The 26,251-nt window shown below is 64.3% G+C and carries 26 protein-coding genes; 23 read left to right on the forward strand and 3 right to left on the reverse strand.

Translation table 11 applies throughout. The annotated features are described in order from the left end of the window. Positions 1-281 precede the first annotated feature (281 nt). From flhA to C3F42_RS25605, 14 genes are all read left to right on the forward strand, one after another. On the forward strand, positions 282-2,411 hold the full coding sequence (flhA, locus tag C3F42_RS25540) for a flagellar biosynthesis protein FlhA (protein WP_104445093.1): 2,130 nt from the start codon (positions 282-284) through the stop codon (positions 2,409-2,411). A gap of 11 nt (positions 2,412-2,422) precedes the next feature. After that, positions 2,423-3,736 (forward strand): flagellar biosynthesis protein FlhF, encoded by a 1,314-nt coding sequence (gene flhF / locus C3F42_RS25545; RefSeq protein WP_046854690.1) that lies wholly within the window; start codon positions 2,423-2,425, stop codon positions 3,734-3,736. A gap of 114 nt (positions 3,737-3,850) precedes the next feature. Next, a complete protein-coding gene (fleN, locus tag C3F42_RS25550; protein WP_023630864.1) occupies positions 3,851-4,684 on the forward strand; it encodes a flagellar synthesis regulator FleN in 834 nt (277 codons plus the stop codon). After that, positions 4,681-5,421 (forward strand): RNA polymerase sigma factor FliA, encoded by a 741-nt coding sequence (gene fliA, locus C3F42_RS25555; RefSeq protein WP_038706555.1) that lies wholly within the window; start codon positions 4,681-4,683, stop codon positions 5,419-5,421. Before fleN ends, fliA begins: the two co-directional genes overlap by 4 nt. A gap of 105 nt (positions 5,422-5,526) precedes the next feature. Further along, positions 5,527-5,901 carry a chemotaxis response regulator CheY gene (locus tag C3F42_RS25560; protein ID WP_177182950.1) on the forward strand — a complete coding sequence of 125 codons (375 nt, stop codon included), beginning with the start codon at positions 5,527-5,529 and terminating at the stop codon, positions 5,899-5,901. Positions 5,902-5,920: 19 nt separating this feature from the next. Then, positions 5,921-6,709, forward strand: a complete 789-nt coding sequence (locus tag C3F42_RS25565; RefSeq protein WP_023630862.1) for a protein phosphatase CheZ — start codon at positions 5,921-5,923, stop codon at positions 6,707-6,709. Between the two features lie 12 nt (positions 6,710-6,721). Continuing rightward, entirely contained in the window at positions 6,722-8,935 is a 2,214-nt protein-coding gene (locus C3F42_RS25570) for a chemotaxis protein CheA (protein ID WP_038706554.1), read from the forward strand. Positions 8,936-8,980: 45 nt separating this feature from the next. Then, a complete protein-coding gene (locus tag C3F42_RS25575; protein ID WP_038706553.1) occupies positions 8,981-10,105 on the forward strand; it encodes a chemotaxis response regulator protein-glutamate methylesterase in 1,125 nt (374 codons plus the stop codon). Next, complete coding sequence (locus C3F42_RS25580; protein WP_023631606.1) at positions 10,105-10,845, forward strand: flagellar motor protein; 741 nt, start codon at positions 10,105-10,107, stop codon at positions 10,843-10,845. The genes C3F42_RS25575 and C3F42_RS25580 overlap by 1 nt, the downstream gene beginning before the upstream one ends. A 3-nt stretch (positions 10,846-10,848) precedes the next feature. Then, positions 10,849-11,706 (forward strand): flagellar motor protein MotD, encoded by an 858-nt coding sequence (gene motD, locus C3F42_RS25585; protein WP_094012458.1) that lies wholly within the window; start codon positions 10,849-10,851, stop codon positions 11,704-11,706. Positions 11,707-11,784: 78 nt separating this feature from the next. Further along, positions 11,785-12,573: a ParA family protein gene (locus tag C3F42_RS25590; RefSeq protein ID WP_023631839.1), complete on the forward strand. Its 789-nt coding sequence runs from the start codon at positions 11,785-11,787 to the stop codon at positions 12,571-12,573. Next, the gene (locus tag C3F42_RS25595; RefSeq protein ID WP_094012459.1) at positions 12,573-13,493 is read left to right on the forward strand and encodes a CheW domain-containing protein; all 921 of its coding nucleotides are present in this window, start codon (positions 12,573-12,575) and stop codon (positions 13,491-13,493) included. The genes C3F42_RS25590 and C3F42_RS25595 overlap by 1 nt, the downstream gene beginning before the upstream one ends. Positions 13,494-13,559: 66 nt before the next feature. Beyond that, the gene (locus tag C3F42_RS25600; RefSeq protein WP_023630607.1) at positions 13,560-14,039 is read left to right on the forward strand and encodes a chemotaxis protein CheW; all 480 of its coding nucleotides are present in this window, start codon (positions 13,560-13,562) and stop codon (positions 14,037-14,039) included. A 1-nt stretch (position 14,040) separates the two neighbouring features. Beyond that, complete coding sequence (locus C3F42_RS25605; protein WP_023630608.1) at positions 14,041-14,436, forward strand: DUF2802 domain-containing protein; 396 nt, start codon at positions 14,041-14,043, stop codon at positions 14,434-14,436. A 42-nt stretch (positions 14,437-14,478) separates the two neighbouring features. Here C3F42_RS25605 and C3F42_RS25610 read toward each other — a convergent pair whose 3' ends face one another. From C3F42_RS25610 to C3F42_RS25620, 3 genes are all read right to left on the reverse strand, one after another. Continuing rightward, a complete protein-coding gene (locus C3F42_RS25610) occupies positions 14,479-17,226 on the reverse strand; it encodes a dermonecrotic toxin domain-containing protein (protein ID WP_094012460.1) in 2,748 nt (915 codons plus the stop codon). 80 nt (positions 17,227-17,306) lie between these two features. Then, the gene (locus C3F42_RS25615; protein ID WP_023630609.1) at positions 17,307-17,642 is read right to left on the reverse strand and encodes an EscU/YscU/HrcU family type III secretion system export apparatus switch protein; all 336 of its coding nucleotides are present in this window, start codon (positions 17,640-17,642) and stop codon (positions 17,307-17,309) included. Beyond that, complete coding sequence (locus C3F42_RS25620) at positions 17,639-19,207, reverse strand: flagellar hook-length control protein FliK (protein ID WP_094012461.1); 1,569 nt, start codon at positions 19,205-19,207, stop codon at positions 17,639-17,641. Before C3F42_RS25620 ends, C3F42_RS25615 begins: the two co-directional genes overlap by 4 nt. A gap of 133 nt (positions 19,208-19,340) precedes the next feature. Here C3F42_RS25620 and ccmA point away from each other — a divergent pair, with 133 nt between their 5' ends. Genes ccmA through ccmI form a run of 9 tightly spaced genes read left to right on the forward strand, consistent with a single transcriptional unit; the run spans position 19,341 to position 26,248 of the window. Further along, positions 19,341-19,973, forward strand: coding sequence for a cytochrome c biogenesis heme-transporting ATPase CcmA (gene ccmA, locus C3F42_RS25625; protein WP_094012462.1), 633 nt, complete (start codon positions 19,341-19,343; stop codon positions 19,971-19,973). Further along, positions 19,970-20,638, forward strand: coding sequence for a heme exporter protein CcmB (gene ccmB, locus C3F42_RS25630; protein ID WP_031315999.1), 669 nt, complete (start codon positions 19,970-19,972; stop codon positions 20,636-20,638). Before ccmA ends, ccmB begins: the two co-directional genes overlap by 4 nt. A gap of 46 nt (positions 20,639-20,684) precedes the next feature. Further along, positions 20,685-21,452, forward strand: a complete 768-nt coding sequence (locus tag C3F42_RS25635; protein ID WP_023632019.1) for a heme ABC transporter permease — start codon at positions 20,685-20,687, stop codon at positions 21,450-21,452. Next, positions 21,449-21,625, forward strand: coding sequence for a heme exporter protein CcmD (gene ccmD, locus C3F42_RS25640; RefSeq protein WP_023632020.1), 177 nt, complete (start codon positions 21,449-21,451; stop codon positions 21,623-21,625). The genes C3F42_RS25635 and ccmD overlap by 4 nt, the downstream gene beginning before the upstream one ends. Continuing rightward, the gene (gene ccmE, locus C3F42_RS25645) at positions 21,622-22,077 is read left to right on the forward strand and encodes a cytochrome c maturation protein CcmE (RefSeq protein ID WP_023632021.1); all 456 of its coding nucleotides are present in this window, start codon (positions 21,622-21,624) and stop codon (positions 22,075-22,077) included. Before ccmD ends, ccmE begins: the two co-directional genes overlap by 4 nt. An 11-nt stretch (positions 22,078-22,088) precedes the next feature. Continuing rightward, positions 22,089-24,062, forward strand: coding sequence for a heme lyase CcmF/NrfE family subunit (locus C3F42_RS25650; protein WP_177410859.1), 1,974 nt, complete (start codon positions 22,089-22,091; stop codon positions 24,060-24,062). Further along, positions 24,059-24,595, forward strand: a complete 537-nt coding sequence (locus C3F42_RS25655) for a DsbE family thiol:disulfide interchange protein (protein WP_023632293.1) — start codon at positions 24,059-24,061, stop codon at positions 24,593-24,595. Before C3F42_RS25650 ends, C3F42_RS25655 begins: the two co-directional genes overlap by 4 nt. Further along, the gene (locus C3F42_RS25660; RefSeq protein WP_023632294.1) at positions 24,592-25,068 is read left to right on the forward strand and encodes a cytochrome c-type biogenesis protein; all 477 of its coding nucleotides are present in this window, start codon (positions 24,592-24,594) and stop codon (positions 25,066-25,068) included. The genes C3F42_RS25655 and C3F42_RS25660 overlap by 4 nt, the downstream gene beginning before the upstream one ends. Then, a complete protein-coding gene (ccmI, locus tag C3F42_RS25665) occupies positions 25,061-26,248 on the forward strand; it encodes a c-type cytochrome biogenesis protein CcmI (protein ID WP_038706547.1) in 1,188 nt (395 codons plus the stop codon). Before C3F42_RS25660 ends, ccmI begins: the two co-directional genes overlap by 8 nt. Positions 26,249-26,251 lie beyond the last annotated feature (3 nt).

The raw sequence follows: 26,251 nt of genomic DNA on the forward strand, positions 1-26,251 counted from the left end.
AACGGAGCCGAACGGTTTTGCCTCCTTTTCCCAAGAGAAAAGGAGGTCGCCGTAAAGGCGAAAAGGTGACTGTGCGTCGACGTGGCGGATGAATGCGCATACAAGAATCAAAACACACACTCTTAAGCCCGAGCCCGAGCCCGAGCCCGAGCCCGAGCCCGAGCCCGAGCCCGAGCCCGAGCCCCTCAAAATCCCCACCCCCAGAAAAGTTGGAAGGCTTCTTGCAAAGGCAGCGCCAGGCGCCACGCAGGCGTCAAAGTTTTGCTTGAAGAGGAATCGCGGTGGATCGCACTCAGTTAATCAGCAACGCCCGCAACAACCTGGCCGGTCTCGGCCGGGGCAATCTCGGCGTGCCGCTGCTGCTGCTGGTGATGTTGGCAATGATGATGTTGCCGATACCGCCGTTCCTGCTCGACGTGTTCTTCACCTTCAACATCGCCCTGTCGATCGTGGTGCTCCTCGTCTGCGTCTATGCGCTGCGTCCCCTGGACTTCGCCGCCTTCCCGACGATCCTGCTGGTGGCGACCCTGCTGCGTCTGGCGCTGAACGTCGCGTCCACCCGCGTGGTCATGCTGCACGGTCAGGAAGGCCATGGCGCCGCGGGCAAGGTGATCCAGGCCTTCGGTGAAGTGGTGATCGGCGGCAACTATGTCGTCGGTGCCGTGGTGTTCGCCATCCTCATGATCATCAACTTCGTGGTGGTGACCAAGGGTGCTGGGCGTATCTCCGAAGTGAGCGCACGGTTCACCCTCGACGCCATGCCCGGCAAGCAGATGGCCATCGACGCCGACCTCAACGCCGGCCTCATCGACCAGGCCCAGGCCAAGGCGCGGCGTAGCGAAGTTGCTCAGGAAGCCGAGTTCTACGGTTCCATGGACGGTGCCAGCAAGTTCGTGCGCGGTGACGCCATTGCCGGCCTGCTCATCCTCTTCATCAACCTCATCGGTGGCATGCTTGTCGGCATGTTGCAGCACGGCATGAGCTTCGGCGATGCCGGCAAGGTCTATGCCTTGCTGACCATCGGTGACGGTTTGGTGGCGCAATTGCCATCACTGCTGTTGTCCACTGCGGCTGCAATCATGGTCACCCGCGCCTCGGGCTCCGAGGACATGGGCAAGCTGATCAATCGTCAGATGTTCGATTCGCCCAAGGCGCTGGCGGTTTCTGGCGGGCTGATGATTGTCATGGGGTTGGTGCCGGGCATGCCGCACATGGCCTTCCTGGGCCTGGGTGGAGTGGCCTGTGGTGGCGCCTACCTGCTCTGGAAAAAACAGCAAAAGGCCAAGGTCGTGGCCCAGCAGGAGGCCCAGCGCCAGCAGGACCTGCTGCCATCGCCGCAACGCGCCATGGAAACCAAGGAGCTGGGCTGGGACGACGTCACCCCCATCGACATGATCGGCCTGGAAGTCGGCTACCGCCTGATTCCGCTGGTTGATCGCAACCAGGGCGGCCAGTTGCTGGCGCGGATCAAGGGCGTGCGCAAGAAGCTTTCCCAGGATCTGGGCTTCCTCATGCCCACCGTGCACATTCGCGACAACCTCGACCTGCAGCCCAGCGCCTACCGCCTGACGCTGATGGGTGTGATCCTGGCTGAGGCCGAGATCTACCCGGACCGGGAGCTTGCGATCAACCCGGGCCAGGTGTTCGGCGCCCTCAACGGCATCGCCTCGCGAGATCCGGCATTTGGCCTGGAGGCAGTGTGGATCGATGTCGGTCAGCGCGCCCAGGCGCAATCGCTGGGCTACACGGTGGTGGACGCCAGCACCGTGGTCGCCACCCACCTCAACCAGATCCTGCAGAAACACTGCCACGAGCTGATCGGCCACGAGGAAGTGCAGCAGCTGCTGCAAGTGCTGGCCAAGGTCTCGCCGAAACTGGCCGAGGAGGTGGTGCCGGGCGTCATTTCCTTGTCGGGCCTGCTCAAAGTCCTGCAGGCGCTGCTCGCCGAGCAGGTGCCGGTGCGTGACATCCGCAGCATTGCCGAAGCCATCGCCAACAACGCGGCCAAGAGTCAAGATACCGCCGCGCTGGTGGCGGTGGTGCGCGTCGGATTGTGTCGCGCCATCGTGCAAAGCATTGTCGGCGTTGAGTCCGAGCTGCCTGTGATTACCCTTGAGCCAAGGTTGGAACAGATCTTGCTCAATAGTCTGCAAAGGGCCGGGCAGGGTCAGGAAGATGGTGTTCTTCTTGAGCCGAGCATGGCCGAAAAGCTTCAGCGTTCGTTGATCGAGGCAGCCCAGCGCCAGGAAATGCAGGGCCAGCCGGCCATCCTTCTGGTAGCCGGCCCGATCCGCGCCATGCTGTCGCGCTTCGGTCGCCTGGCTGTACCGAATTTGCATGTTTTGGCGTATCAGGAAATACCTGACAACAAGCAAGTCACCATCGTTGCCACCGTGGGCCCCAACGGCTGAGGTAGTGGGTTATGCAAGTTAAGCGTTTTTTTGCCGCCGATATGCGTCAGGCCATGAAGCTGGTCCGTGATGAGCTCGGCTCCGATGCCGCCATCATTGGCAACCGGCGCATTGCTGGCGGTGTCGAGCTGACGGCTGCGCTGGACTACAAGCTGTCCGCCCTGGCCCCGCGCGTGCCCAACGCAGAGCTCGAAGACGAGCTGCGCAAGACCCAGTCGCGCATCGTTACCGCCCAGGCCGAACTGACCGGGCGTGGCGATGCCGTCGAAGGCGGCAACCGGCAATTGTTCGCCGGGCAGCCGCTGACCGCCTCGGAGCCGCTGATCGAGCAGCATGTCGATGAACCCGCGGTGGTTACCGCGCCGGCGTCGGCACCGGTTGATCCACGCCTGTTCGATGCCATGCGTTTCGAGCTGACCGGCTTGCGCGAGCTGCTTGAAGTCCAGCTCGGTTCGCTCGCCTGGAGCCAGCTGCAAGGCAGCAAGCCGCAGCAGGCCAACCTCTGGCGCCGGCTGCAGCGCCTTGGCCTTTCCGGTGGCCTGGCCCGCGAGCTGCTCGACCTCACCGCCGGCATCGAAGAACCACGTCATGCCTGGCGCATGGTCCTGGCGCACTTGGCGCGGATGATCGATGTGCCCGAGATCGAACCGATCGAAGAGGGCGGGGTGATCGCCATGGTCGGCCCCGCCGGCATGGGCAAGACCACCACGCTGGCCAAGCTCGCCGCGCGCTACGTGCTCAAGTACGGCGCGAACAACCTGGCGCTGGTGAGCATGGACAGCTTCCGCATTGGCGCCCAGGAACAGCTCAAGACGCTGGGTCGCATCCTCAATGTGCCGGTCACCTACGTCGATCCGGGCGAGTCGCTGGCCCAGGCCCTGGAGCCGCTGCTGCGCAAGCGTGTGGTGCTGATCGACACTGCCGGCCTGCAGGCCAGTGATCCGGCGCTGCGCATGCAGCTCGAGACTCTGGCCGGGCGCGGCATCGCCGCGAAGAATTACCTGGTGCTGGCGACCACCAGCCAGAAGCAGGTGCTCACCGCCGCCTACCACAGCTACAAGCGCTGCGGCCTGGCCGGGTGCATCCTGACCAAGCTCGACGAAACGGCCTGCCTCGGCGAAGTGCTGAGCCTGGCCATCAGTCATGAATTGCCGGTGGCCTATCTGACCGATGGGCCGCGCATTCCCGACGACCTGCAGCTACCGCGCAAGCACCAGTTGGTAAGCCGCGCCGTCAGTGTGCAATTGCAGGAAGAGCCCAGCGACGAGGCCATGGCCGACATGTTCGCTGATCTGTACCACAGCCCTGGCAAGCGCGCGGGTTGAGGGTGAATACTGTGCAAAGTACCTACATCATGGGGTTGCCCGGCCGGACCGTGGCCTTGAATGTTCAGCCCCTCATGTGGCCTGGGTCCAAGCGAGACAAGGTAAAGAACAGACATGGGTAGCATGCATCCCGTACAGGTGATCGCCGTGACCGGTGGCAAAGGTGGCGTCGGCAAGACTAACGTTTCAGTGAACCTGTCCCTGGCGCTGGCCGAGCTCGGCCGCCGGGTGATGTTGCTGGACGCCGACCTGGGCCTGGCCAATGTCGACGTTCTGCTGGGGCTCACGCCCAAGCGCACCCTCGCCGACGTGATCGAAGGCCGCTGCGAGCTGCGCGATGTGCTGTTGCAAGGCCCGGGTGGTGTGCGCATCGTCCCGGCGGCCTCCGGCACGCAGAGCATGGTGCACCTGGCGCCCGCGCAACACGCCGGCCTGATCCAGGCCTTCAGCGACATCGGCGACAACCTCGATGTGCTGGTGATCGACACGGCTGCGGGTATCGGTGACTCGGTGGTCAGTTTCGTCCGCGCCGCCCAGGAAGTGTTGCTGGTGGTGTGCGACGAGCCGACCTCGATCACCGACGCCTACGCGCTGATCAAGCTGCTTAACCGCGATTACGGGATGAACCGGTTCCGTGTGCTGGCCAACATGGCCCAGAGCCCACAGGAAGGCCGCAACCTTTTCGCCAAGTTGACCAAGGTCACGGACCGCTTCCTCGACGTCGCCCTACAATACGTCGGTGCCGTGCCTTACGACGAATGCGTGCGCAAGGCCGTGCAGAAGCAGCGGGCGGTCTATGAGGCCTTCCCTCGGTCCAAGTGTGCGCTGGCGTTCAAGGCCATCGCGCAGAAGGTCGACAGCTGGCCGCTGCCTGCCAACCCGCGTGGGCACCTGGAATTCTTTGTCGAGCGCCTGGTGCAGCCCACCAGTGCAGGGCCGGTGCTATGAACGCGAGCGGTTTCAAGATGTACAGCAAGGCCGCCAAGGACGCGCAGTACGAGCTGATCGAACGCTACGCGCCACTGGTCAAGCGTATCGCCTACCACCTGTTGGCGCGTCTGCCGGCCAACGTCCAGGTCGAGGATCTGATCCAGGCCGGGATGATCGGCTTGCTGGAAGTGGCCAACAAATACGATGCGAGCAAGGGTGCCAGTTTCGAAACCTACGCCGGTATTCGTATTCGCGGCGCCATGCTCGACGAGGTGCGCAAGGGCGATTGGGCGCCACGTTCGGTGCACCGCAACACGCGCATGGTCAGTGACGCGATCCGCTGTGTCGAAGCAAAGACTGGCCGCGACGCTAAAGATCACGAGGTTGCTGCCGAACTCCAATTGAGTCTCGATGATTACTACGGGATTTTGAATGACACCTTGGGCAGCCGCCTGTTCAGTTTCGACGACCTATTGCAGGACGGCGAACATGAAGGGCTGCACGAGGACGGAGCCAGCGGCCAGCTGGAGCCGGCGCGTGACCTGGAAGACGAGCGCTTCCAGGCTGCGCTGGCCGATGCGATCGCCAACCTGCCGGAGCGTGAACGCCTGGTCCTGGCGCTGTACTACGACGAAGAGCTGAACCTCAAGGAAATCGGTGAGGTGCTGGGGGTCAGCGAATCGCGTGTCAGCCAGTTGCACAGCCAGTGCGCCGCGCGTTTGCGCAGCCGCCTTGGGGAGTGGCGGGCACGTTGAACCCGGGTTCAGTGCAGTCGTTTTTTTTGTAGTGCCGAATTGATTGAGCGCGCGCTCGGCGCCGAGCGCGTTTAAGACTGCTTGGAGGTCTAATTGAACAAAGACATGAAAATCCTCATCGTTGACGACTTTTCGACGATGCGGCGGATCATCAAGAACCTGTTGCGTGACCTGGGGTTCACCAACGTCAAGGAAGCTGATGACGGCAACACGGCACTGCCGATGCTCAACAGCGAGCCTTTTGACTTCCTGGTAACCGACTGGAACATGCCGGGCATGACCGGTATCGACCTGCTGCGCGCGGTCCGTGCCGACGAGCGCCTCAAGCACCTGCCGGTACTGATGGTCACCGCGGAAGCCAAGCGCGAGCAGATCATCGAGGCGGCCCAGGCCGGCGTCAACGGCTACGTGGTCAAGCCTTTCACCGCCCTGGCGCTGAAAGAAAAGATCGAAAAGATCTTCGAACGCGTCAACGGCTGAGTCACGTCTGGGGGGCGCAATGGAGTCAACCAACAACTCTTTGGGTGAGTTCGAATCAACCCTGAAGAAGCATGCCCAGGAGCTGGTCGAGAGCCTCGAGCGCGGCCGGTTCGGTGAGGCGGTGCAGCTGATCCACCAACTGAACCAGACCCGCGACCGCGGGCTGTACCAGGAAGTCGGCAAGCTCACCCGCGAACTGCACAGTGCAATCGTCAACTTCCAGATCGACCCGGCCATGCCGCAGGCCGAGGAAGTGTCGCAGATTACCGATGCCGCCGAGCGCCTCTCCTACGTGGTCCGCCTCACCGAAGGTGCGGCCAACCGCACCATGGACCTGGCGGAGGCGTGTACCCCGGTGCTCAACGATCTTGCCAGCGAGGCGCAGAGCCTGTCCGCCGACTGGCAGCGCTTCATGCGCCGCGAGGTGGCAGCGCCGGAATTCCGTGAGCTGGTCAAGCGTGTGGACAGTTTCCTGACGCACAGTGCCGAAGGTAATCAGAAGGTCGCGGGCCATATCAACGATATCGTCCTGGCCCAGGATTATCAGGATCTCACCGGCCAGGTGATCAAACGGGTGACCACGCTGGTCACCGAAGTCGAAAGCAATCTGCTCAAGCTCGTGCTGATGGCAAGCCAGGTCGACCGCTTTGCCGGTATCGAACATGACCACCAGCAGCTGCGCGCTGAAAAAGATCAAGAAAAACATCCGACTCGGGGTGAAGGTCCGCAGATTCATGCCGATAAGCGTGAAGACGTCGTGTCCAGCCAGGACGATGTCGACGATCTGTTGTCCAGCCTGGGTTTTTAAGGAGCACGTTTAATGAGCTTCGGCGCCGATGAAGAAATCCTCCAGGATTTCCTGGTAGAAGCCGGCGAAATCCTCGAGCAACTGTCCGAGCAATTGGTCGAGCTGGAAAGCCGGCCCGATGATGCGGACCTGCTCAACGCGATTTTCCGCGGTTTCCACACTGTAAAAGGGGGCGCCGGCTTCCTTCAGCTCAATGAGTTGGTGGAGTGCTGCCACATTGCCGAGAACGTGTTCGACATCCTGCGCAAAGGTGAGCGCCGGGTCGACGCGGAACTGATGGACGTGGTGCTCGAAGCACTCGACACGGTCAACAGCATGTTTGGCCAGGTGCGCGAGCGCACCGACGTCACACCGGCCACCCGCGAGCTGCTGGCAGCGCTGTCGCGCCTGGCCGAGCCCGCTGGCGCCGAAGAACCGGCTCCGGTCGAGGTCGCCGTTGTCGCCGAAGTGCCGGCTGCCGAGCCCGACATCACCGACACCGAGTTCGAGCAACTGCTTGATTCGCTCGATGCGGTCAAGGCCGAGGCCCAGGTTCACGAGCAACTGCAGGGTGAACAGGTCAGCGCGGGTGGTGACGAGATTACCGACGCCGAATTTGAGTCGTTGCTCGACCAGTTGCACGGCAAAGGCCAGTTTTCGCCAGATACCGCTGCCAGTGAGCCAGCGGCCGTTGCCCCTGCCAGTGATGAGATCACCGACGACGAATTCGAGTCGCTGCTCGATCAGTTGCACGGCAAGGGCACCTTCGCCGTCGACGCATTGCCTGGCGTCGCTGCGCCTGCAGCCAGTGAGGCCCCAGCGGCGGCCGACGAGAGCATCACCGAACACGAATTCGAGGCGCTGCTCGACCAGTTGCACGGCAAGGGCAAGTTTTCTGGCGAGGCGGTTGTTGCCGAGGCGCCAGCCGCCGCTGTTGCCGCACCTGTCGCGGCCAAGGCCGAAGCCAAGCCGGTTGCCAAGCCGGCGCCTGCCCCCGCTCCCGCGCCAGCCGCTGCCAAGCCTGCCGCTCCGGCCCGGGCGCCGGCGCCGGCCGCCGACAAGCATGGCGCCAGCGAGGCGGAGACCACCGTGCGGGTCGACACCGCGCGCCTGGACGAGATCATGAACATGGTCGGCGAACTGGTGCTGGTGCGTAACCGCCTGGTGCGCCTGGGGCTCAACAGCGGCGACGAGGCCATGTCCAAGGCCGTGTCCAACCTCGATGTGGTCACCGCCGACCTGCAGACCGCGGTCATGAAGACGCGCATGCAGCCAATCAAGAAGGTCTTCGGGCGGTTCCCGCGCCTGGTTCGCGACCTGGCTCGCCAGCTCAAGAAAGAGATCAACCTGGAGCTGGTCGGCGAAGAAACCGACCTGGACAAGAACCTGGTCGAGGCTCTGGCCGACCCGTTGGTGCACTTGGTGCGCAACGCCGTCGACCATGGCGTCGAGATGCCCGACGAGCGCGAGGCCTCCGGCAAGTCGCGCATGGGTCGGGTGGTGCTGTCCGCCGAGCAGGAAGGTGATCACATCCTGCTGTCGATTTCCGACGACGGCAAGGGCATGGACCCGAGCATCCTGCGCGCCAAGGCCGTGGAAAAGGGGCTGATGGACAAGGACGCGGCCGACCGCCTGAGCGAGTCGGACTGCTACAACCTGATCTTCGCCCCGGGCTTCTCGACCAAGACAGAGATCTCCGACGTGTCCGGCCGCGGTGTCGGCATGGACGTGGTGAAGACCAAGATTTCCCAGCTCAACGGCTCGATCAACATCTTCTCGGCCAAGGGTCAGGGCTCGAAGATCGTCATCAAGGTGCCGCTGACACTGGCGATCATGCCGACGCTGATGGTGATGCTGGCCAACCAGGCGTTCGCCTTCCCGCTGGTCAACGTCAACGAGATCTTCCACCTCGACCTGTCGCGCACCAACGTGGTCGATGGCCAGGAAGTGGTGATCGTGCGCGACAAGGCGCTGCCACTGTTCTACCTCAAGCGCTGGCTGGTCCAGGACCACGAGCACGAAGAGCAGCACGAAGGTCATGTGGTGATCCTCTCGGTCGGCACCCAGCGCATCGGTTTCGTGGTCGACCAGTTGGTCGGCCAGGAAGAGGTGGTGATCAAGCCGTTGGGCAAGATGCTGCAGGGAACCCCGGGCATGTCCGGCGCGACCATCACCGGTGACGGCCGTATCGCGCTGATCCTCGACGTCCCGAGCATGCTCAAGCGTTACGCCGCCCGGCGTATTTGATTTCGGTGGCGCGCCCAGGCGGGTGCGCCGCCTAACGGAGTGTTTATGGCAGTCAAGGTCCTGGTGGTGGATGATTCCGGTTTCTTCCGCCGCCGTGTCTCGGAAATTCTCGCGTCCGACCCGACGATCCAGGTCGTGGGTACCGCGACCAACGGCAAGGAAGCGATCGACCAGGCGCTGGCGCTCAAGCCCGATGTCATTACCATGGACTATGAAATGCCCATGATGGACGGCATCACTGCGGTGCGTCACATCATGCAGCGCTGCCCGACGCCGGTATTGATGTTCTCCTCGCTGACCCATGAAGGCGCCCGCGTCACCCTCGACGCCCTGGATGCCGGTGCGGTCGACTACCTGCCGAAGAATTTCGAAGACATCTCGCGCAACCCGGAGAAGGTCAAGCAGATGCTCTGCGAGAAGGTCCACACCATCTCGCGCAGCAACCGACGTTTCAGTGCCTATTCGAGCCCGGCCCCAGCCGCCGCGCCTGCACCGGCCAGCAGCCAGGCTCCAGCCAGCAGCTTTGCCGGTACCGCGCCTGCGCGCACTGCCACCCCGGCCCGCGCCGCAGCAACGGCTGCCACGCATTCGCCGGCACCCAAGCGTAAGCCGTACAAACTGGTTGCGATCGGCACCTCCACGGGCGGTCCGGTTGCGCTGCAGCGGGTGCTGACCCAACTGCCCGCCGGTTTCCCGGCGCCGATCGTGTTGATCCAGCACATGCCGGCGGCCTTCACCAAGGCCTTTGCCGAGCGCTTGGACAAACTGTGCAAGATCAATGTCAAAGAGGCCGAGGACGGTGACGTGCTGCGCCCGGGCCTGGCCCTGTTGGCCCCGGGTGGCAAGCAGATGATGGTCGACGGCCGTGGCACGGTGAAGATCCTGCCGGGCGATGAACGCCTGAACTACAAACCCTGCGTGGATATCACCTTTGGTTCCGCTGCCAAGTCCTACGGCGACAAGGTGCTCTCGGTGGTCCTCACCGGCATGGGCGCCGATGGCCGCGAAGGCGCGCGCCTGCTCAAGCAGGGTGGCAGCACCGTGTGGGCGCAGGATGAAGCCAGCTGTGTGATCTATGGCATGCCCATGGCGATCGTCAAGGCCAACCTCGCCGACGCTGTCTACAGCCTTGACGAGATCGGCAAGCACTTGGTCGAGGCGTGCGTCTGATGGATGTATTGAGCCTGATCGGCCTGATCCTCGCCTTTGTCGCCATCGTCGGCGGCAATTTCATGGAGGGCGGCCACGTCGGTGCGCTGATCAACGGCCCGGCGGCACTGATCGTGCTGGGCGGCACCCTGGCGGCGGCATTGCTGCAGTCGCCGCTGTCGTCGTTCAAACGTGCCCTGCAGATCATCCGCTGGATTTTCTTCCCGCCACGGGTGGACCTGGCCGGCGGCATCGACCGGGTGGTGAACTGGAGCCTGACGGCGCGCAAGGAAGGCCTGCTGGGCCTGGAAGGCGTCGCCGATGCCGAGCCTGACCCCTATGCGCGCAAAGGCCTGCAGTTGCTGGTCGACGGTGCCGAGCCGGAAGCCATTCGCAGCATCCTCGAAGTCGATTTCTTGACCCAGGAGTCCCGTGACATCCAGGCTGCCAAGGTGTTCGAGAGCATGGGCGGCTACGCGCCGACCATCGGCATCATCGGTGCGGTCATGGGGCTGATCCATGTGATGGGCAACCTCGCCGATCCCTCGCAACTGGGCAACGGCATCGCCGTCGCCTTCGTCGCCACCATCTATGGCGTGGCCAGCGCCAACCTTATCCTGTTGCCGGTCGCCAACAAGCTCAAGGCCATCACCCTGCGCCAGTCGCGTTACCGCGAGATGCTGCTCGAAGGCCTGCTGTCGATTGCCGAAGGCGAGAACCCACGCTCGATCGAGCTGAAGCTGCAAGGCTTCATGGAGTAAGCCATGGCACGCCGTCGCAAAGTCGAAGAGCACGAGAACCACGAACGCTGGTTGGTCTCGTATGCCGACTTCATTACCCTGCTGTTCGCCTTCTTCGTGGTCATGTACTCGATTTCGTCGATCAACGAAGGCAAGTACAAGCAGATCTCCCAGGCGCTGATCGGCGTGTTCAACGACCCCGAGCGCAGCATGAAACCGATCCCGATCGGCGATGAGCGCCCGCTGAGCGTCAAGCCGGCCGAACCGTTGATCAAGGACAGCGAGCAGACCGACGCGGGCCTGGCGCAGACCAGCGCCGACCCGCTCAAGACCATCGCCGACGATATGCGTGACGCCTTCGGCGACCTGATCAAGTCCAACCAGATGACCGTGCGCGGTAATGAATTGTGGGTGGAGATCGAGCTCAACTCCTCGCTGTTGTTCGCCAGCGCCGATGCCATGCCCAGTGATGTCGCATTCGAAATCATCGAGAAGGTGGCGAAGATCCTCAGGCCGTTCGCCAACCCGGTGCACGTCGAGGGTTTCACCGACAACCTGCCGATCCGTACCGCCCAGTATCCGACCAACTGGGAGCTGTCGTCGGCGCGGGCGGCGAGCATCGTCCGCTTGCTGGCCATGGAAGGGGTCAACCCGGCGCGCATGGCATCGGTGGGGTATGGCGAGTACCAGCCGGTGGCCAGCAACGACACTGCCGACGGCCGCGCGCGCAACCGCCGGGTGGTGCTGGTGATCTCGCGTAACCTGGAAGTGCGCCGCAGCCTGACCGGCAGCGGCAGCGCCAACGCCACCCCGGACGCGGCGATGCGCCGGGCTGGCACACAAAGTGCACCAGCCTCGCCAGCACCGACGACCGGGGGCTGATTTCGTCAAATCCCCGTCACTGAACTTCACACCGTTCCCGGCAGGGCAGGCGGCCATACCGGGAGGAAGCAACGCACGATGAGAGTCTGGGCAGTAGCCAATCAAAAAGGTGGCGTCGGCAAGACCACCACCACCATCGCCCTGGCCGGCCTGCTGGCCGAGGCGGGCAAGCGCGTGGTCGTGGTCGACCTCGACCCGCACGGCTCGATGACCAGCTACTTCGGGCACAACCCCGATGCGCTGGAGCACAGCTGCTACGACCTGTTCCTGCACAAAGGCACGGTGCCCGACGGGCTGCCGGGCCAGCTGCTGCTACCCACCAGTGATGAGCGTATCTCGCTGCTGCCGTCGAGCACCGCGTTGGCGGTGCTTGAGCGTCAGTCGCCGGGCCAGAGTGGCTTGGGCCTGGTGATCGCCAAGAGTCTGGCGCAGCTGTGGCAGGATTTCGACTTCGCCCTGATCGACAGCCCACCCTTGCTGGGCGTGCTGATGGTCAACGCCCTGGCCGCCAGCCAGCAGTTGGTGATCCCGGTGCAGACCGAGTTTCTCGCGGTCAAGGGCCTGGAGCGCATGGTTGGCACGCTGGGCATGATCAACCGTTCGCGCAAGCAGGCGTTGCCGTACCAGATCGTGCCGACCCTGTTCGACCGCCGCACGCAGGCTTCGCTGGGCACCTTGAAAGTGCTGCGCGACACCTATGGCGATCAGGTCTGGCAAGGCTACATCCCGGTGGATACACGCTTGCGCGATGCCAGCCGTAACGGCGTAACGCCTTCGCAGTTCGATGGCAAGAGCCGTGGCGTGGTGGCCTATCGCGCGCTGCTCAAGCACCTGTTGACCTACCGTTCCGCGTTGCAGGTGGCCTGATGAACCAGGCGCCGCATATCACCACCAAGCCGCAGATGGCTTTGCAGTCCTACCTTGATGGTTTGCTGCAGGAAGCCACCGAGCCATTCGAGTTGCCGCCCGAGCAGGATCTGCCTGTCGCGCCACCCGTGGAGCCGGCCCCCGCCGATGAGTTCGAGGTGGCGGTCCGCGAGGAACAGGCCCGCGATGCTCAACGCCAGGCCATGCCAGTCGCGCCTGCGCCCCGGCCTTTCGCCGAGCCGCAGGCCAAGGTCCTGCCAACCGTTCTGCCGCCTGCCACGCCTGTCATGGAGCCGGTGGTGGCGGTGGTCGAGCGCGAGGTGCTGGCCGAGGCGAGCATCCCGCTGTTGACTGAAGCCCCGGCCATCGAGCCGGCAATGCCACTGGTGGAACTGCACGTACCGGCGGCCCCTGCCGCGCCAACACCTCCGGCGACAGTCGACGGGCGCCCGGAATGGGCCGCCGAGCCATTCGAATGCCTGCTGTTCGATGTCGCCGGGCTGACCCTGGCGGTACCGCTGGTGTGCCTGGGCTCGATCTACACTCTGGCCGGCCAGGAGTTGACGCCGCTATTCGGCCAGCCGGACTGGTTCCTCGGCATCCTCACCTGCCAGGCGGGCAACCTCAAGGTGCTGGATACCGCCCGCTGGGTCATGCCCGACCGCTACCGGGACGATTTCCGCCAGGGCCTGCAATACGTCATTTCGGTCCAGGGCTACGAATGGGGGCTGGCCGTGCACCAGGTCAGCCGCTCGCTGCGCCTGGACCCGAGCGAGATCAAGTGGCGCAGCCAGCGCGGCCAACGCCCGTGGCTGGCCGGCACGGTGATCGAACACATGTGCGCGCTGCTCGACGTCGCCGAGCTGGCCGAGCTGATCGCCAGTGGCGCGGTCAAGCAGATGAACACCAAACACAACTGAATCAACGCCGCTACTGCCGCGGCAACACAGAGCACACCGCCAATGGCGGATTTTGAGGGCTAGGGAATGAAAAAGTCGTCTGCACAAGGTTCCGAAGATCCGATCCTGCAGTGGGTAACCTTCCGTCTGGACAACGAGTCCTACGGCATCAATGTCATGCAGGTGCAGGAAGTCCTGCGCTACACCGAGATCGCCCCGGTACCGGGCGCCCCCAGCTATGTGCTGGGCATCATCAACCTGCGCGGCAACGTGGTGACGGTGATCGACACCCGCCAGCGCTTCGGCTTGATGTCGAGCGAAGTCACCGACAACACCCGTATCGTCATCATCGAGGCGGACAAGCAGGTGGTCGGCATCCTCGTCGACAGCGTCGCTGAAGTGGTGTACCTGCGCCAGTCGGAGATCGAGACCGCGCCGAACGTCGGCAACGAAGAATCGGCGAAGTTCATCCAGGGCGTGTGCAACAAGAATGGCGAGCTGCTGATCCTGGTCGAGCTGGACAAGATGATGACCGAGGAAGAGTGGTCCGAGCTGGAGAACATCTGAGTTGATCTTCGAGGTTGCTGTCATCTTCCTGGCGCTGCTGTGGGCACTGAGCCTGTGGTTCTTCCTCAACTACAGCAAGCGCCAGCGCGAGCTGGCCGCCCAGCAGGCCCAGGGCGATGCGCTGCGTGACCAGCGCATCAAGGACCTCGCCAAACGCTTGGACGACTACCAGAACGGTACCGTGCGCATGGGCGAAGCGATCCATGAATTGCGCGCGGTGGTGGCGCCGCTGCCCGAGAAGCTCCAGCAACTCGAGCAGCGCGACCCCAACAGCGTCACCTTCGCCCAGGCCGCCAAGCTGGTGGGCATGGGCGCCAGCGTCGAGGAGCTGACCCAGACCTGCGGGTTGACCCAGGCCGAGGCGCAGTTGATGAGCAAGCTGCACCGCGGCGAGTGAGCAAGGAAGGCGACCTGGCGGTCGCCTTTTTTCATCCCGCAATCAGGGCCTTGCCCATGAATGATTGCCACCCACGCGCATCAGGCGGTTGAACGGCAGCCACTGGCGTAATGCAGCCCGATAGGCCTCTGGATTCACATACTGGAAGGTATTGATGCGGGGCATCTGGAACAGATTGGTGATATGGCGCAGGGTCCTCAGCACCGGCAGGTGCTGGTCTACGACGTCGGTGAGCAGCCCCGGGCCGGTCAAGCGGTTGAGGCTGGCGGCATAACGATAGAAGCCGGCTGGGTCGTCCCGCAGACTGGGGCAGCTGCCATAGAACTCTGGTTCAACCAGATAGCGGCTGCGCATCTCCTCGCTGATTGCCAGCAGTGTCGGGTTGCCGGCGTGGCTGCCGATCAGGCTGGTGTTGAACTGGCAGTTCATCCCGAGCTTTTCGTTGGACATCGGAGGGAACAGCAGCAGCCCGTCGTCGGTGGTGCTCAGGTCCACCTGCTCGATGGCTTCAGCAGGGCTGCCCACCGGCCGGCCATTCACCTTGTAGGGATATTCGCCCACCGCCAGCAGGTGGTCGTCAACGTCCATGTAGATACCGCCTTGGCTGTGGAGCATGCAATAGCGCAGCACATCAGAGGCGGAGGCGAAATTGCCGCCATCGAGGGCTGCCTGATACTGGGGATGGTATGGGCCTTCACGAAAGTGGCGGAACCAGTCCTGTTCCTCCAGTGGCACTATCTGCACGCCAGGTGCTTTCTTTGCAAGCAGGTGCAGATTTTCATCAAAGGCGCTGGTGCTGGCCTTCGACAGGTATAGCCGCAGGGTGTAGGCACTGCCGTGCAGGCGTTCTGCATTGCTGCGCAGATTGCTCAGTAATGGCGGGTCGATTGCTTTGTCCCCCACCCATAGGCTCAGGAATTGTCGTGGAACGGGCCGTGCCCCGGCTGGAAACGGACCAGGCATCTGTACCGGCAAATGCAGCTCCACGCCAAGGGCGCGCAGCGTGCGCATGCGCATGGCATCGGTGACCTCTCGGCCGGCCAGGCTCACCGGTTGCAGGTCGCGGGTGCCGAGCCGGGGAAGGTAGTACTGGGGATCGACCGCATTAATATCGCCCTCGAGGATGAAGCTGTCGTTCTCCAGGTCGTAAACCACTTCGGTGTTGTAGCCGCCCACGCAGGCTGCCAACAGATCGGGTGTTCCATCAAATCGTGGTCTTCGATCAATGGCTTGGTAGGTAGCCGTATCGGCGCCCTCCAGCGCTGGGATGGGGTCGGGAATGTGGAAGTAGGGCGCGACCTCGCTCACGGGTAAGCGCGGCGGTGAGACGGGGCTTAGTGGATAGCCCAGTCGACCATTGATCGCCTGCGGCGCAATGAAACCCTCGTTCTTGAAGCGGTAGAGCGCTGCATCGCGCGTCAGGGTGGCGTGCGCCAACGGCAGGGCGTTTAGCACGCCAAAGGTAGCCATGCCTACGCCTTCGGCGCGCTCCTGCTGGCCATGACCATTGATCACCTGATCCAGACCCAGACCAAGTTGAGCGATGCCGCCCAAGGCAAGGATCGGCGCCAGTTCCGGTACAACGATGGCAAGCGGGGCAAGCAGGTTGACCGCCGCGTTCAAGTAGGCGCGCCAGCGAGCTTTGGTGATTTCGCCATTGCTGGTGATGCGATAGTCGGCGTCCTCATAGCTGCGTTTGCGTTGTTGGTGGGTCAGCGCCCAGAAAAGCTCCTCCTCGATCAGCGGGCTGTACTTGTCCGGCTTGTAGTTGACGTAGGTGCTTGGTTGCCAGACGCCTTCAGCGGTGAACCCGGGGCGGTTGCTAGACAGGTGGTTGAGTGTGGGGAAGGCGGCGAGCCCGTCCAGTGCGGTAGCCAAGCCGCTGAAGTCGAGGCCGTCGGGTTGGTCGGCGAGAGCAAAGTGATGTAGCAGGGCAGCGCGGGTGTCCGTGTTGCGGCACTGACTGGCGACCCAGTCCTGCAGCGCCGAGGGGGTGGCGAAGGTATGCAGTGGCGCGGAGTTGCCAGGGATATAGAGCAGGGTCAGGCCGCTTTCAGGGTCGCTGATCTGCAGCAGGTCGGTGGCGACATAGCCATAGATGTTCACGAAGCGTCGGAGCAGCGGCTGTGGGGCCTGCTCCAACCCCGCAGCGCGCCAGGCGAGCCGGCGCGCCTGGTCGTCGAGGCTGCCTTCGGCGAGCTGGCGGTTGCAGGCGGTAATGAAGGCGATTTTCGCCGCCAGCCGATGACTGGTTGCGTGGCTACGCCAGTACGTGTCCAGCATGGCCTTGTAGGCGCTGTGAAAGTCGAGGTCGCAGATAAACTGCTGGAGGTCTTCTGCAGCCAGTCTCACATGGGTCCGGGCGCTGTATTCGCTGGGGGTGGTCTGGCGGAACAAGCCATTGTAGATGGCATAGCCGCTACTGTTGGATAGTGGACCAGGGGGATCCAGTCGGTCGACCAGGGTGATGCTTTGGCTGTCGGGAAAGTGCCCGGCCCAGGGGCTGTTCAAGGCTGCGCCAATGAGGTTGTTGCTGGACTCGCCCTGCCAGTTGGCCATGACGGCCTGAGTGAGCGTCATTTTCTGTGCCACGACGCCAACCTCGCCCACGCCGTGGCGCCATTGATGGTGCAGTACGACCACATCGGTGCGGTCGGGGTCCAGAGACTGACCGCGGCGAGCGGCCCAGTCGCGAATCGCCGTGGCCGCGGCATGATCGGGGCGTGGGAAGTCCTTGAGGTGGTCGCGGACATAGCGCACACCGGCATTGTTGACGAAACGGGGCTTCATGGTGATGACCCTGGAAAGAATGGGTCGTCACGATGAGCGATTCGCCCCGCCCGCGTGCGGCAGTCGGCTACCGCCCGTCGTCAGGAATGGTAGGGCAGGCCGGGCAGTTGGGGGGTGATGTCGCGCTCGGCGGCGGGTGCATCGCTGAAGCCCATGGGCATCTTGCCGCGCAGCTGCCAGGCGAACGCGATGATCTCGGCGATGGTCAGGTATAACGCCTCGGGGATCTGTTCCCCCAGCTCCAGGCGCGCCAGTAGGCGCACGAGCTCGGCGTTCTCGTAGATCGGCACGTCATGTTCGCGGGCCAGGGCGAGGATGGCTTCGGCCAATTCGTCGTCGCCTTTGGCGCTCAGGGTCGGGGCCTGTTGCCCGTCGTAGCTCAGGGCAATGGCCTGGCGCGGTTGCTTGCTGCTCATGCGTTCTCGTCCACCCAGCGTTGTTCCAGGCGCGTGCGCGGGCCTTGGGGCGGCGTGCCGGGGTGGCATTCCAGGTCGCCAACGTCCAGCCCGCGGGCCACCAGGCGTTCGCGCAAGGCGCCCAACTGGCTGTCGATCAGCCGCGCGGTTTGTTCCTGCTGAGCCCACAGCTGGCCGGACAGTCGACCCTGGGCCAATTGCGCCTGGACCTGCAGCGGGCCAAGTGGGGACAGGTCGAATGCCAGTTCGATGCGCCACAGGGCCTTCAACGGATCATCCTGTTCACGTTCACGATCGGCTTGTTGCTCCGGGGTTTCTTCGCGTTGCAGCTTCACTTGCAGGGGAATGAACTCTTGGCCATGGCGCACCGGGACCTCGGTCTGCCAGGTGGTCTGCTGGTTACCGTTGTCGAGTGTGCCGCTCTGCTGCAGGCTGGACAGCGAATGGCTCTGCAGCCGCGAGATCGCCGCGGCGGCCAGGCGCAGCAGTTGCTGCAGGTCGCCTTCGCTTTCCAGCTTCTGCAGCAGCCGCGAGGGCAGGGGAAAAGCGCTTGGCAGCGGTCGTGGGCTGACCTGGCCGAGCATGCCCAGGGCGCTGCGCGCCAGCCCTGGCAGGGCCTGGGCGAGGGTGCCGGTGGCCAGCGCGGTAGCCAGCGGTGGATGGCCGGGCATGCTGGGCAGCGCCTGGGCCACCAGCTTGACCAGTTGTGCCTTGAGGTCGGGCGCGATGCCGCTGGCGAGTCCGCCCAGCAGCTTGGATTCGAAGAACGTGCCGCTGTTGTTCAGTGCCTGGGCCAGGTTTTTCGCATCGCCGAGTTGCCGCGCTTCCGGCAGGCTGGCGAGCAGGCGCTCGGCACTGGCGCGCAGCTCCGGGGCTGCATCGGGGCTGCTGGTGATCTGCTGCAGGCTGTTGAGCACACCCGGCAAGGAGGCCTGGAGGCTTTGCTGGGTCGACAGGTGCTGGGTAACGGCCAATTGGTCCTGGCGGCCGCTCAGGGGCACAAAGCGCAGCGCCTGCTCGCCCTGCACCAGCGCGCTGAGCAGGCTGCCCACGGGAAGCCTGCGCGGGCTGTCGATGGCCAGGGTGGCACCCGCCTGGCTGCTGTTGAGCAGGCTCACCAGCGAGCGGAAGGTGACGGCTGAGCCAGGGCTTTGCGGCAGTACCTGGCTGGTCAGCACCTTGGCCTGCAGCAAGGTGCCGACCGGGAGCTGCCGGGTATCCAGTTGAGTCAAGGTAGCGATGTTGCCGGCACTGGCCTGCTGCACCATCACCGCCAGGCGGCTGCTCTCGGGCTGGGTGACGGTGATCAAACTGCCGGGGGGCAGCGGCTGGCTGGCGGTGGTCAATACCTGGATCTGGTTGCCATTGGCCTGGGTGAGCCGCAGCAGCATCTGGAACTCCTGGCCGATCTGGCGCAGGGTGACGACCTCGGCTTCGGCGACTTCTCCAGGCGGCAGCAGACCGGGCTGGGCCTGCAGCAGGCGCAGCAGTTCGCCGGACATCGCGGCCCTGGTCGCTTGGGCGCTTACCGCGGTTTGTGTGCTGAGACTATTGATTTCAGTCATGATTGTATACAACCTGTCGAACCAGCCCTCTTGGCAGCGCCGTGGCGCGTGCAATAATGCCGCTCGCTCGCCATTGCCAGTATAACGGCAGGGGTTGGAGCGACTTGAGACACAGACTGCATAAGGCGATACCGTGACCCTTCACCTCCAAGCTGCGGGCGTGGCCTGCGAGCGCGACTGGCGGCTGCTGTTCGAGCACCTGCACTTCGAGCTGCACCCCGGCGACATGCTGCAGATCGCCGGCCCCAACGGTAGCGGCAAGACCAGCTTGCTGCGCCTGCTGGCCGGGCTGATGCAGCCCACCGCCGGGCAGATCCTGCTGGGGGGGCAGCCGTTGGCCGAACAACGCCATGCCCTGGCCAGCATCCTGCTGTGGATCGGCCATGCCGCCGGGATCAAGGACCTGCTCACCGCCGAAGAGAACCTTGCCTGGCTCTGCGCATTGCACCGCCCGGCCAACCGCGAGGCGATCTGGAAGGCGCTGGAGGCTGTCGGCCTGCGCGGTTTCGAGGACGTGCCCTGCCATACCCTGTCCGCTGGCCAGCAGCGCCGCGTGGCCCTGGCCCGGCTGTACCTGGACAGCCCGCCGCTGTGGATCCTCGACGAACCTTTCACCGCTCTTGACAAGCAGGGCGTGGCCCAACTGGAAGCGCACCTGGCGGCGCACTGCGAGCAGGGTGGTACCGTGGTGCTGACCACCCACCATACGCTCGAGCGCAAGCCATCCGGCTATCGCGAGCTGAACCTGGGGCAATGGGCGGCATGAGCGTATTCCTTCTGCTGTTGCGCCGCGAGGCGCGGCTGTTGTTCCGCCGCCCGGCGGAGCTGGCCAACCCGCTGGTGTTCTTCGCCATTGTCGTTGCCCTGTTCCCGCTGGCGGTAGGGCCAGAGACACAATTGTTGCAAACCTTGTCGCCAGGACTGGTCTGGGTAGCGGCCTTGCTGGCGGTATTGTTGTCGCTCGACGGGTTGTTTCGCAGTGATTTCGAGGACGGCTCGCTCGAGCAGTGGGTGCTTTCGCCGCATCCGTTGGCCATGCTGGTACTGGCCAAGGTGCTGGCGCACTGGATCTTTTCCGGGTTGGCGCTGGTATTGTTGGCACCGCTGCTGGCGCTGATGCTGGGGCTGCCGCCCAGTTGCCTGCCGGTGCTGCTCGCCTCCTTGTTGCTGGGCACCCCGGTCTTGAGCCTGCTGGGCGCGGTTGGGGCGGCGCTGACGGTCGGTCTCAAGCGCGGCGGCCTGCTGCTGGCATTGTTGATTCTGCCGTTGTATATCCCTGTATTGATCCTGGGCAGTGGTGCGTTGCAGGCGGCGTTGCAGAATATGCCCGCCACCGGTCATCTGCTCTGGCTCGCCAGCCTGACGGCCCTGGCGGTGACATTGGCACCCTTTGCGATCGCGGCCGGCCTGAAGATCAGCGTCGGCGAATAACGAGTGCCGGGCATTGCAGCCCGGCCAACACCCTGGATGTACCCTGATGAAAATAAGCTGGACGTGGTTCCACAAGCTGGGTTCCCCCAAATGGTTCTATGCCATCAGCGGCCGCATGCTGCCGTGGCTGACCGTTTGCGCCATCGTGCTGTTGCTGGTCGGCATCACCTGGGGCCTGGCCTTCGCCCCCCAGGACTACCAGCAGGGCAACAGCTTCCGCATCATCTATATCCATGTGCCGACCGCCATGCTGGCGCAGTCGTGCTATGTGATGCTCGCCGTGGCAGGCGTGGTGGGGCTGGTGTGGAAGATGAAACTGGCCGATGTCGCGCTGCAGTGCGCGGCGCCCATTGGTGCCTGGATGACCGCGGTGGCCCTGGTCACCGGGGCAATCTGGGGCAAGCCCACCTGGGGCAGTTGGTGGGTCTGGGATGCGCGTCTGACGTCCATGCTTATCCTGCTGTTCCTGTACTTCGGCATCATTGCCCTGGGTCAGGCCATCAGCAATCGCGACAGCGCTGCCAAGGCCTGCGCAGTGCTGGCGATCGTCGGCGTGATCAACATCCCGATCATCAAATATTCGGTGGAGTGGTGGAATACCCTGCACCAGGGCGCCACCTTCACGCTCACCGAAAAGCCGGCAATGCCGGTGGAAATGTGGGCGCCGTTGCTGATCACCGCGTTGGGCTTCTATTGCTTCTTCGGAGCCGTGCTCTTGCTGCGCATGCGTCTGGAAGTGCTCAAGCGCGAGGCACGGGCCAGTTGGGTCAAGGATGAAGTGCTGAGCCAGCTTGGCCGGGAGGCGGCACGATGAGCTTTGCCTCCTTCACTGATTTTCTGGCCATGGGCCACCATGGCCTGTACGTCTGGTCGGCCTATGGCATCTGCCTGGCGGTGCTGGCGTTGAATGTCGCCGCGCCCCTGTTGGCCCGCCGTCGTTACCTGCAAGAAGAGGCGCGCCGTCTGCGCCGGGAGAACAAACCGTGAATCCGCAGCGTAAGAAACGCCTGTTCATCATCCTAGGCTTGCTGGCCGGCGTCGGCGTCGCCGTGGGCTTTGCCCTGAGTGCGCTGCAGCAGAACATCAACCTGTTCTACACCCCGACGCAGATCGCCAACGGCGAGGCGCCCCTGGACACCCGCATCCGCGCCGGTGGCATGGTCGAGAAAGGCTCGGTGCAGCGCTCGGCCGATTCGCTCGACGTGCGCTTCGTGGTCACCGACTACAGCAAGTCGGTACCGATCACCTACCGCGGCATCCTCCCCGACCTGTTCCGCGAAGGGCAGGGCATTGTCGCCCTCGGCAAGCTCAATGCCGACGGCGTGGTGGTGGCCGATGAGGTATTGGCCAAGCACGATGAGAAATACATGCCGCCGGAAGTCACCAAGGCACTGAAGGAAAGCGGCCAGGCCGCCAGCGATGCGGGGGCCAAGCCATGAACGCGACCCTGGTGATCCCCGAGCTCGGCCAGTTGGCGATGATCCTGGCCATCTGCTTCGCCGTCGTGCAGGCCAGCGTGCCGCTGCTCGGCGCCTGGCGCGGCGACAGCCTGTGGATGGGCCTGGCGCGGCCGGCGGCCTGGGGGCAGTTCGCCTTCCTGGCCTTCGCCTTTGCCTGCCTCACCCACGCCTTCATGACCGACAACTTCTCGGTCGCCTATGTGGCCAGCAACTCCAACAGCGCCTTGCCCTGGTACTACAAGTTCAGTGCCGTCTGGGGCGCGCACGAAGGCTCACTGCTGCTGTGGGCGTTGATCCTCGGCGGCTGGACCTTCGCCGTGTCGATCTTCTCGCGCCAGTTGCCCCAGGTGATGCTGGCCCGGGTACTGGCGGTCATGGGCATGATCAGCGTGGGCTTCCTGAGCTTCCTGATCATCACTTCCAACCCGTTCCAGCGCCTGCTGCCGCAGGTGCCGGGCGACGGTCGCGACCTCAACCCGTTGCTGCAGGACTTCGGCCTGATCGTCCACCCGCCGATGCTGTACATGGGCTACGTGGGCTTCTCGGTGGCGTTCGCCTTCGCCATCGCCGCCTTGCTCGGCGGGCGTCTGGACGCCGCCTGGGCGCGCTGGTCGCGGCCCTGGACCATCGTCGCCTGGGCCTTCCTCGGCGTCGGTATCACCCTCGGCTCGTGGTGGGCCTACTACGAACTGGGCTGGGGCGGCTGGTGGTTCTGGGACCCGGTCGAGAACGCCTCGTTCATGCCCTGGCTGGTGGGCACGGCGCTGATCCACTCGCTGGCGGTCACCGAAAAGCGCGGGGTGTTCAAGAGCTGGACCGTGCTGCTGGCCATCGCCGCCTTCTCCCTGAGTCTGCTGGGTACATTCCTGGTGCGTTCCGGTGTACTGACCTCGGTCCACGCGTTCGCCGCCGATCCTTCGCGCGGCATCTTCATCCTGTTCTTCCTGCTGTTCGTGGTCGGCGGCTCGCTGACCCTCTTCGCCCTGCGTGCCCCGGTGGTCAAGAGCCAGGTGGGCTTTGCCTTATGGTCCCGTGAAACGCTGCTGCTGGCCAACAACCTGGTGTTGGTGGTGGCGGCGTCGATGATCCTGCTCGGCACGCTGTACCCGCTGGTGCTCGACGCCCTGACCGGGGCCAAGTTGTCGGTCGGCCCGCCGTACTTCGACGCCTTGTTCCTGCCGCTGATGGCGCTGCTGATGGTGGTGCTGGGTATCGGTGTGGTGGTGCGCTGGAAGGACACCCCCGGCAAGTGGCTGGCCGGCATGCTGACCCCGGTGCTGATCGGTAGCGCGGTGCTGGCGCCGATCGCGGGGTTGATCGTCGATGACTTCGACTGGCCGGCCCTCAGCGTGTTCGCCCTGGCCGCATGGGTGGTGCTCGCTGGCGTGCGCGATATCCTCGACAAGACCCGTCACAAGGGCCTGGTCAAAGGCCTGGGTGGCCTTAACCGCAGCTATTGGGGCATGCACCTGGCGCACCTCGGGCTGGTGGTCTGCGCCCTGGGCGTGGTGCTGTCGAGCAACAACAGCGCCGAGCGCGACCTGCGCATGGCACCGGGTGAGAGCGTCGAGCTGGGCGGTTACCAGTTCCTGTTCGAGGGCGCCAAGCACTTCGAAGGCCCGAACTTCATCTCTGACAAGGGCACTATTCGCGTTTCGCGCAATGGCCGCGAAGTGTCCGTGCTGCACCCGGAAAAGCGCCTGTACACCGTGCAGCAGTCGATGATGACCGAGGCCGGCATCGATGCCGGTTTCACCCGCGACCTGTATGTCGCCTTGGGCGAGCCGCTGGAAAACGGCGCCTGGGCGGTGCGGGTGCATATCAAACCCTATGTCCGCTGGATCTGGCTGGGCGGTCTGCTGACCGGCCTGGGCGGCTTGCTGGCGGCCTTCGACCGGCGCTACCGCGTCAAGGTCAAGACCCGGGTGCGTGAGGCCCTGGGCGTGTCTGGAGCAACTGCATGAAGCGTTGGATCATGGTGGTGCCCCTGGCGGTGTTCCTGCTGGTGGCGGTCTTTCTCTACAAGGGGTTGTTCCTCAAGCCCGACGAACTGCCTTCGGCGATGATCGGCAAACCATTCCCGGCGTTCTCCCTGGCGTCGGTGCAGGATGACCGCACCCTGACCCAGGCCGACCTGCTCGGGCGCCCGGCGCTGGTCAACGTGTGGGGCACCTGGTGCCCGTCCTGCAAGGTCGAGCACCCCTACCTGAACCAGCTGGCCGAGCAGGGCGTGGTAATCCACGGGGTCAACTACAAGGACGACAACGCCGCCGCGCTGAAGTGGCTGGCCGAGTTCCACAACCCTTACCAGCTGAACATCGCCGACCAGCAAGGCACGCTGGGCCTGGACCTGGGCGTGTATGGCGCGCCGGAAACCTTCCTGATCGACGCCAAGGGCATCATCCGCTACAAGCATGTCGGCGTGGTCGATGCCACGGTGTGGCGCGAGCAGTTGGCGCCGCTGTACCAGGGCCTGGTCGACGAGGCCAGGCCATGAAGCGCTGGCTTACTGCTGCCGTGCTTGGCCTGAGCCTGGCCGGGGTGGCCAAGGCCGCCATCGACACCTACCAGTTCCGCGACGAAGCCGAGCGCGAGCGCTACCAGCAACTGACCAAGGAACTGCGCTGCCCCAAGTGCCAGAACCAGGACATCGCTGATTCCAACGCACCGATCGCCGCCGACCTGCGCCGCGAGATCTTCCGCATGCTGGGTGAAGGCAAGAACAACCAGCAGATCGTCGATTTCATGGTCGATCGCTACGGTGACTTCGTGCGCTACAAACCGGCGCTGAGCGGGCGCACCTGGCTGCTCTGGTTCGGCCCGGGGATTCTCCTGGCCGGTGGTTTCGTGGTGTTGGCGGTGATCGTCCGCCGTCGCCGCGGGCAGGCTGTGGCCGGCAACACCGAACTGTCCGCCGACGAACGCGAGCGTCTGGCCAAACTGCTGGATAAAGAACATACCCATGACTGAATTCTGGCTTAGCGCGGGCCTGTTGTTGCTCGCCGCCCTGGCTTTCCTGCTGCTGCCGATCCTGCGTGGCCACCGCCGTCAGCAGGCCGAACAAGACCGTACCGCCCTCAATGTGGCGCTCTACGAGGAGCGCGTCGCCGAACTGTCCGCCCAGCAGGCGGCCGGGGTGCTTGACGACCGGCAATTGGCCACGGGGCGTGACGAAGCCGCCCGCGAGCTGCTGGCTGACACCGAACGCGACGATGCGGTGCGCCAGGGCCGCCTGGGCAAGGCCATTCCGTTGCTGGCGGCGGTGCTGGTACCGGTGATGGCTCTGGGGCTCTACCTGCACTTCGGCGCAGCCGACAAGGTCGAGTTGACCCAGGAGTTCGCCAGCGCGCCGCAGTCGATGAGCGAAATGACCACACGCCTGGAGCGCGCGGTGCAGGCCCAGCCGGACTCGGCCGAGGGCCTGTACTTCCTTGGCCGGGCATACATGGCCGAGCAGCGGCCGGCTGATGCGGCCAAGGCCTTCGAGCGTGCCGTGGCCCTTGCCGGGCGCCAACCCGAGCTGCTCGGGCAATGGGCCCAGGCGCTGTACTTCGCCGCCGACAAACAATGGTCGGCGCAACTGCAGGCGCTCACCGATGAAGCACTGAAAGCCGATCCACGAGAAGTCACCAGCCTTGGCCTGCGTGGCATCGCTGCGTTCGAGGGCGAACGCTTCCAGGAAGCCATCGACTTCTGGCAGCGCCTGTTGGCGCAATTGCCGGAGGGTGATGCCTCTCGTGCCGCGCTGCAGGGTGGCATCGATCGTGCCGCCGACAAGCTCAAGGCCGGGGGCGGCAAGGTCGCCGAGGCCGCGCGCCTGAAAGTACGGGTCGAGCTGGGCGCGGCGCTCAAGGACAAGGTGCGCCCGGATGACACCGTGTTCATCTTCGCCCGTGCCAGCAATGGCCCGCCCATGCCGCTGGCGGCCAAGCGGGTGACGGTGGCGCAGTTGCCGATCGAAGTGGAGCTGTCGGATGCCGACGCGATGATGCCGCAGATGAAACTGTCGGACTTCACCGAAGTCCAACTGGTTGCCCGAGTCTCGCGCGCCGGCGTGCCGACTCGCGGCGAGTGGAAGGGCCAGAGTGCGCCACTGGCCACCACCACCCAGGCCACCCAGCACCTGACCATCGACAGCCCCGATTCGTAAGAG

The sequence above is a fragment of the Pseudomonas sp. PONIH3 genome, assembly GCF_002934345.1.
Taxonomy (GTDB): Bacteria; Pseudomonadota; Gammaproteobacteria; order Pseudomonadales; family Pseudomonadaceae; genus Aquipseudomonas; species Aquipseudomonas soli.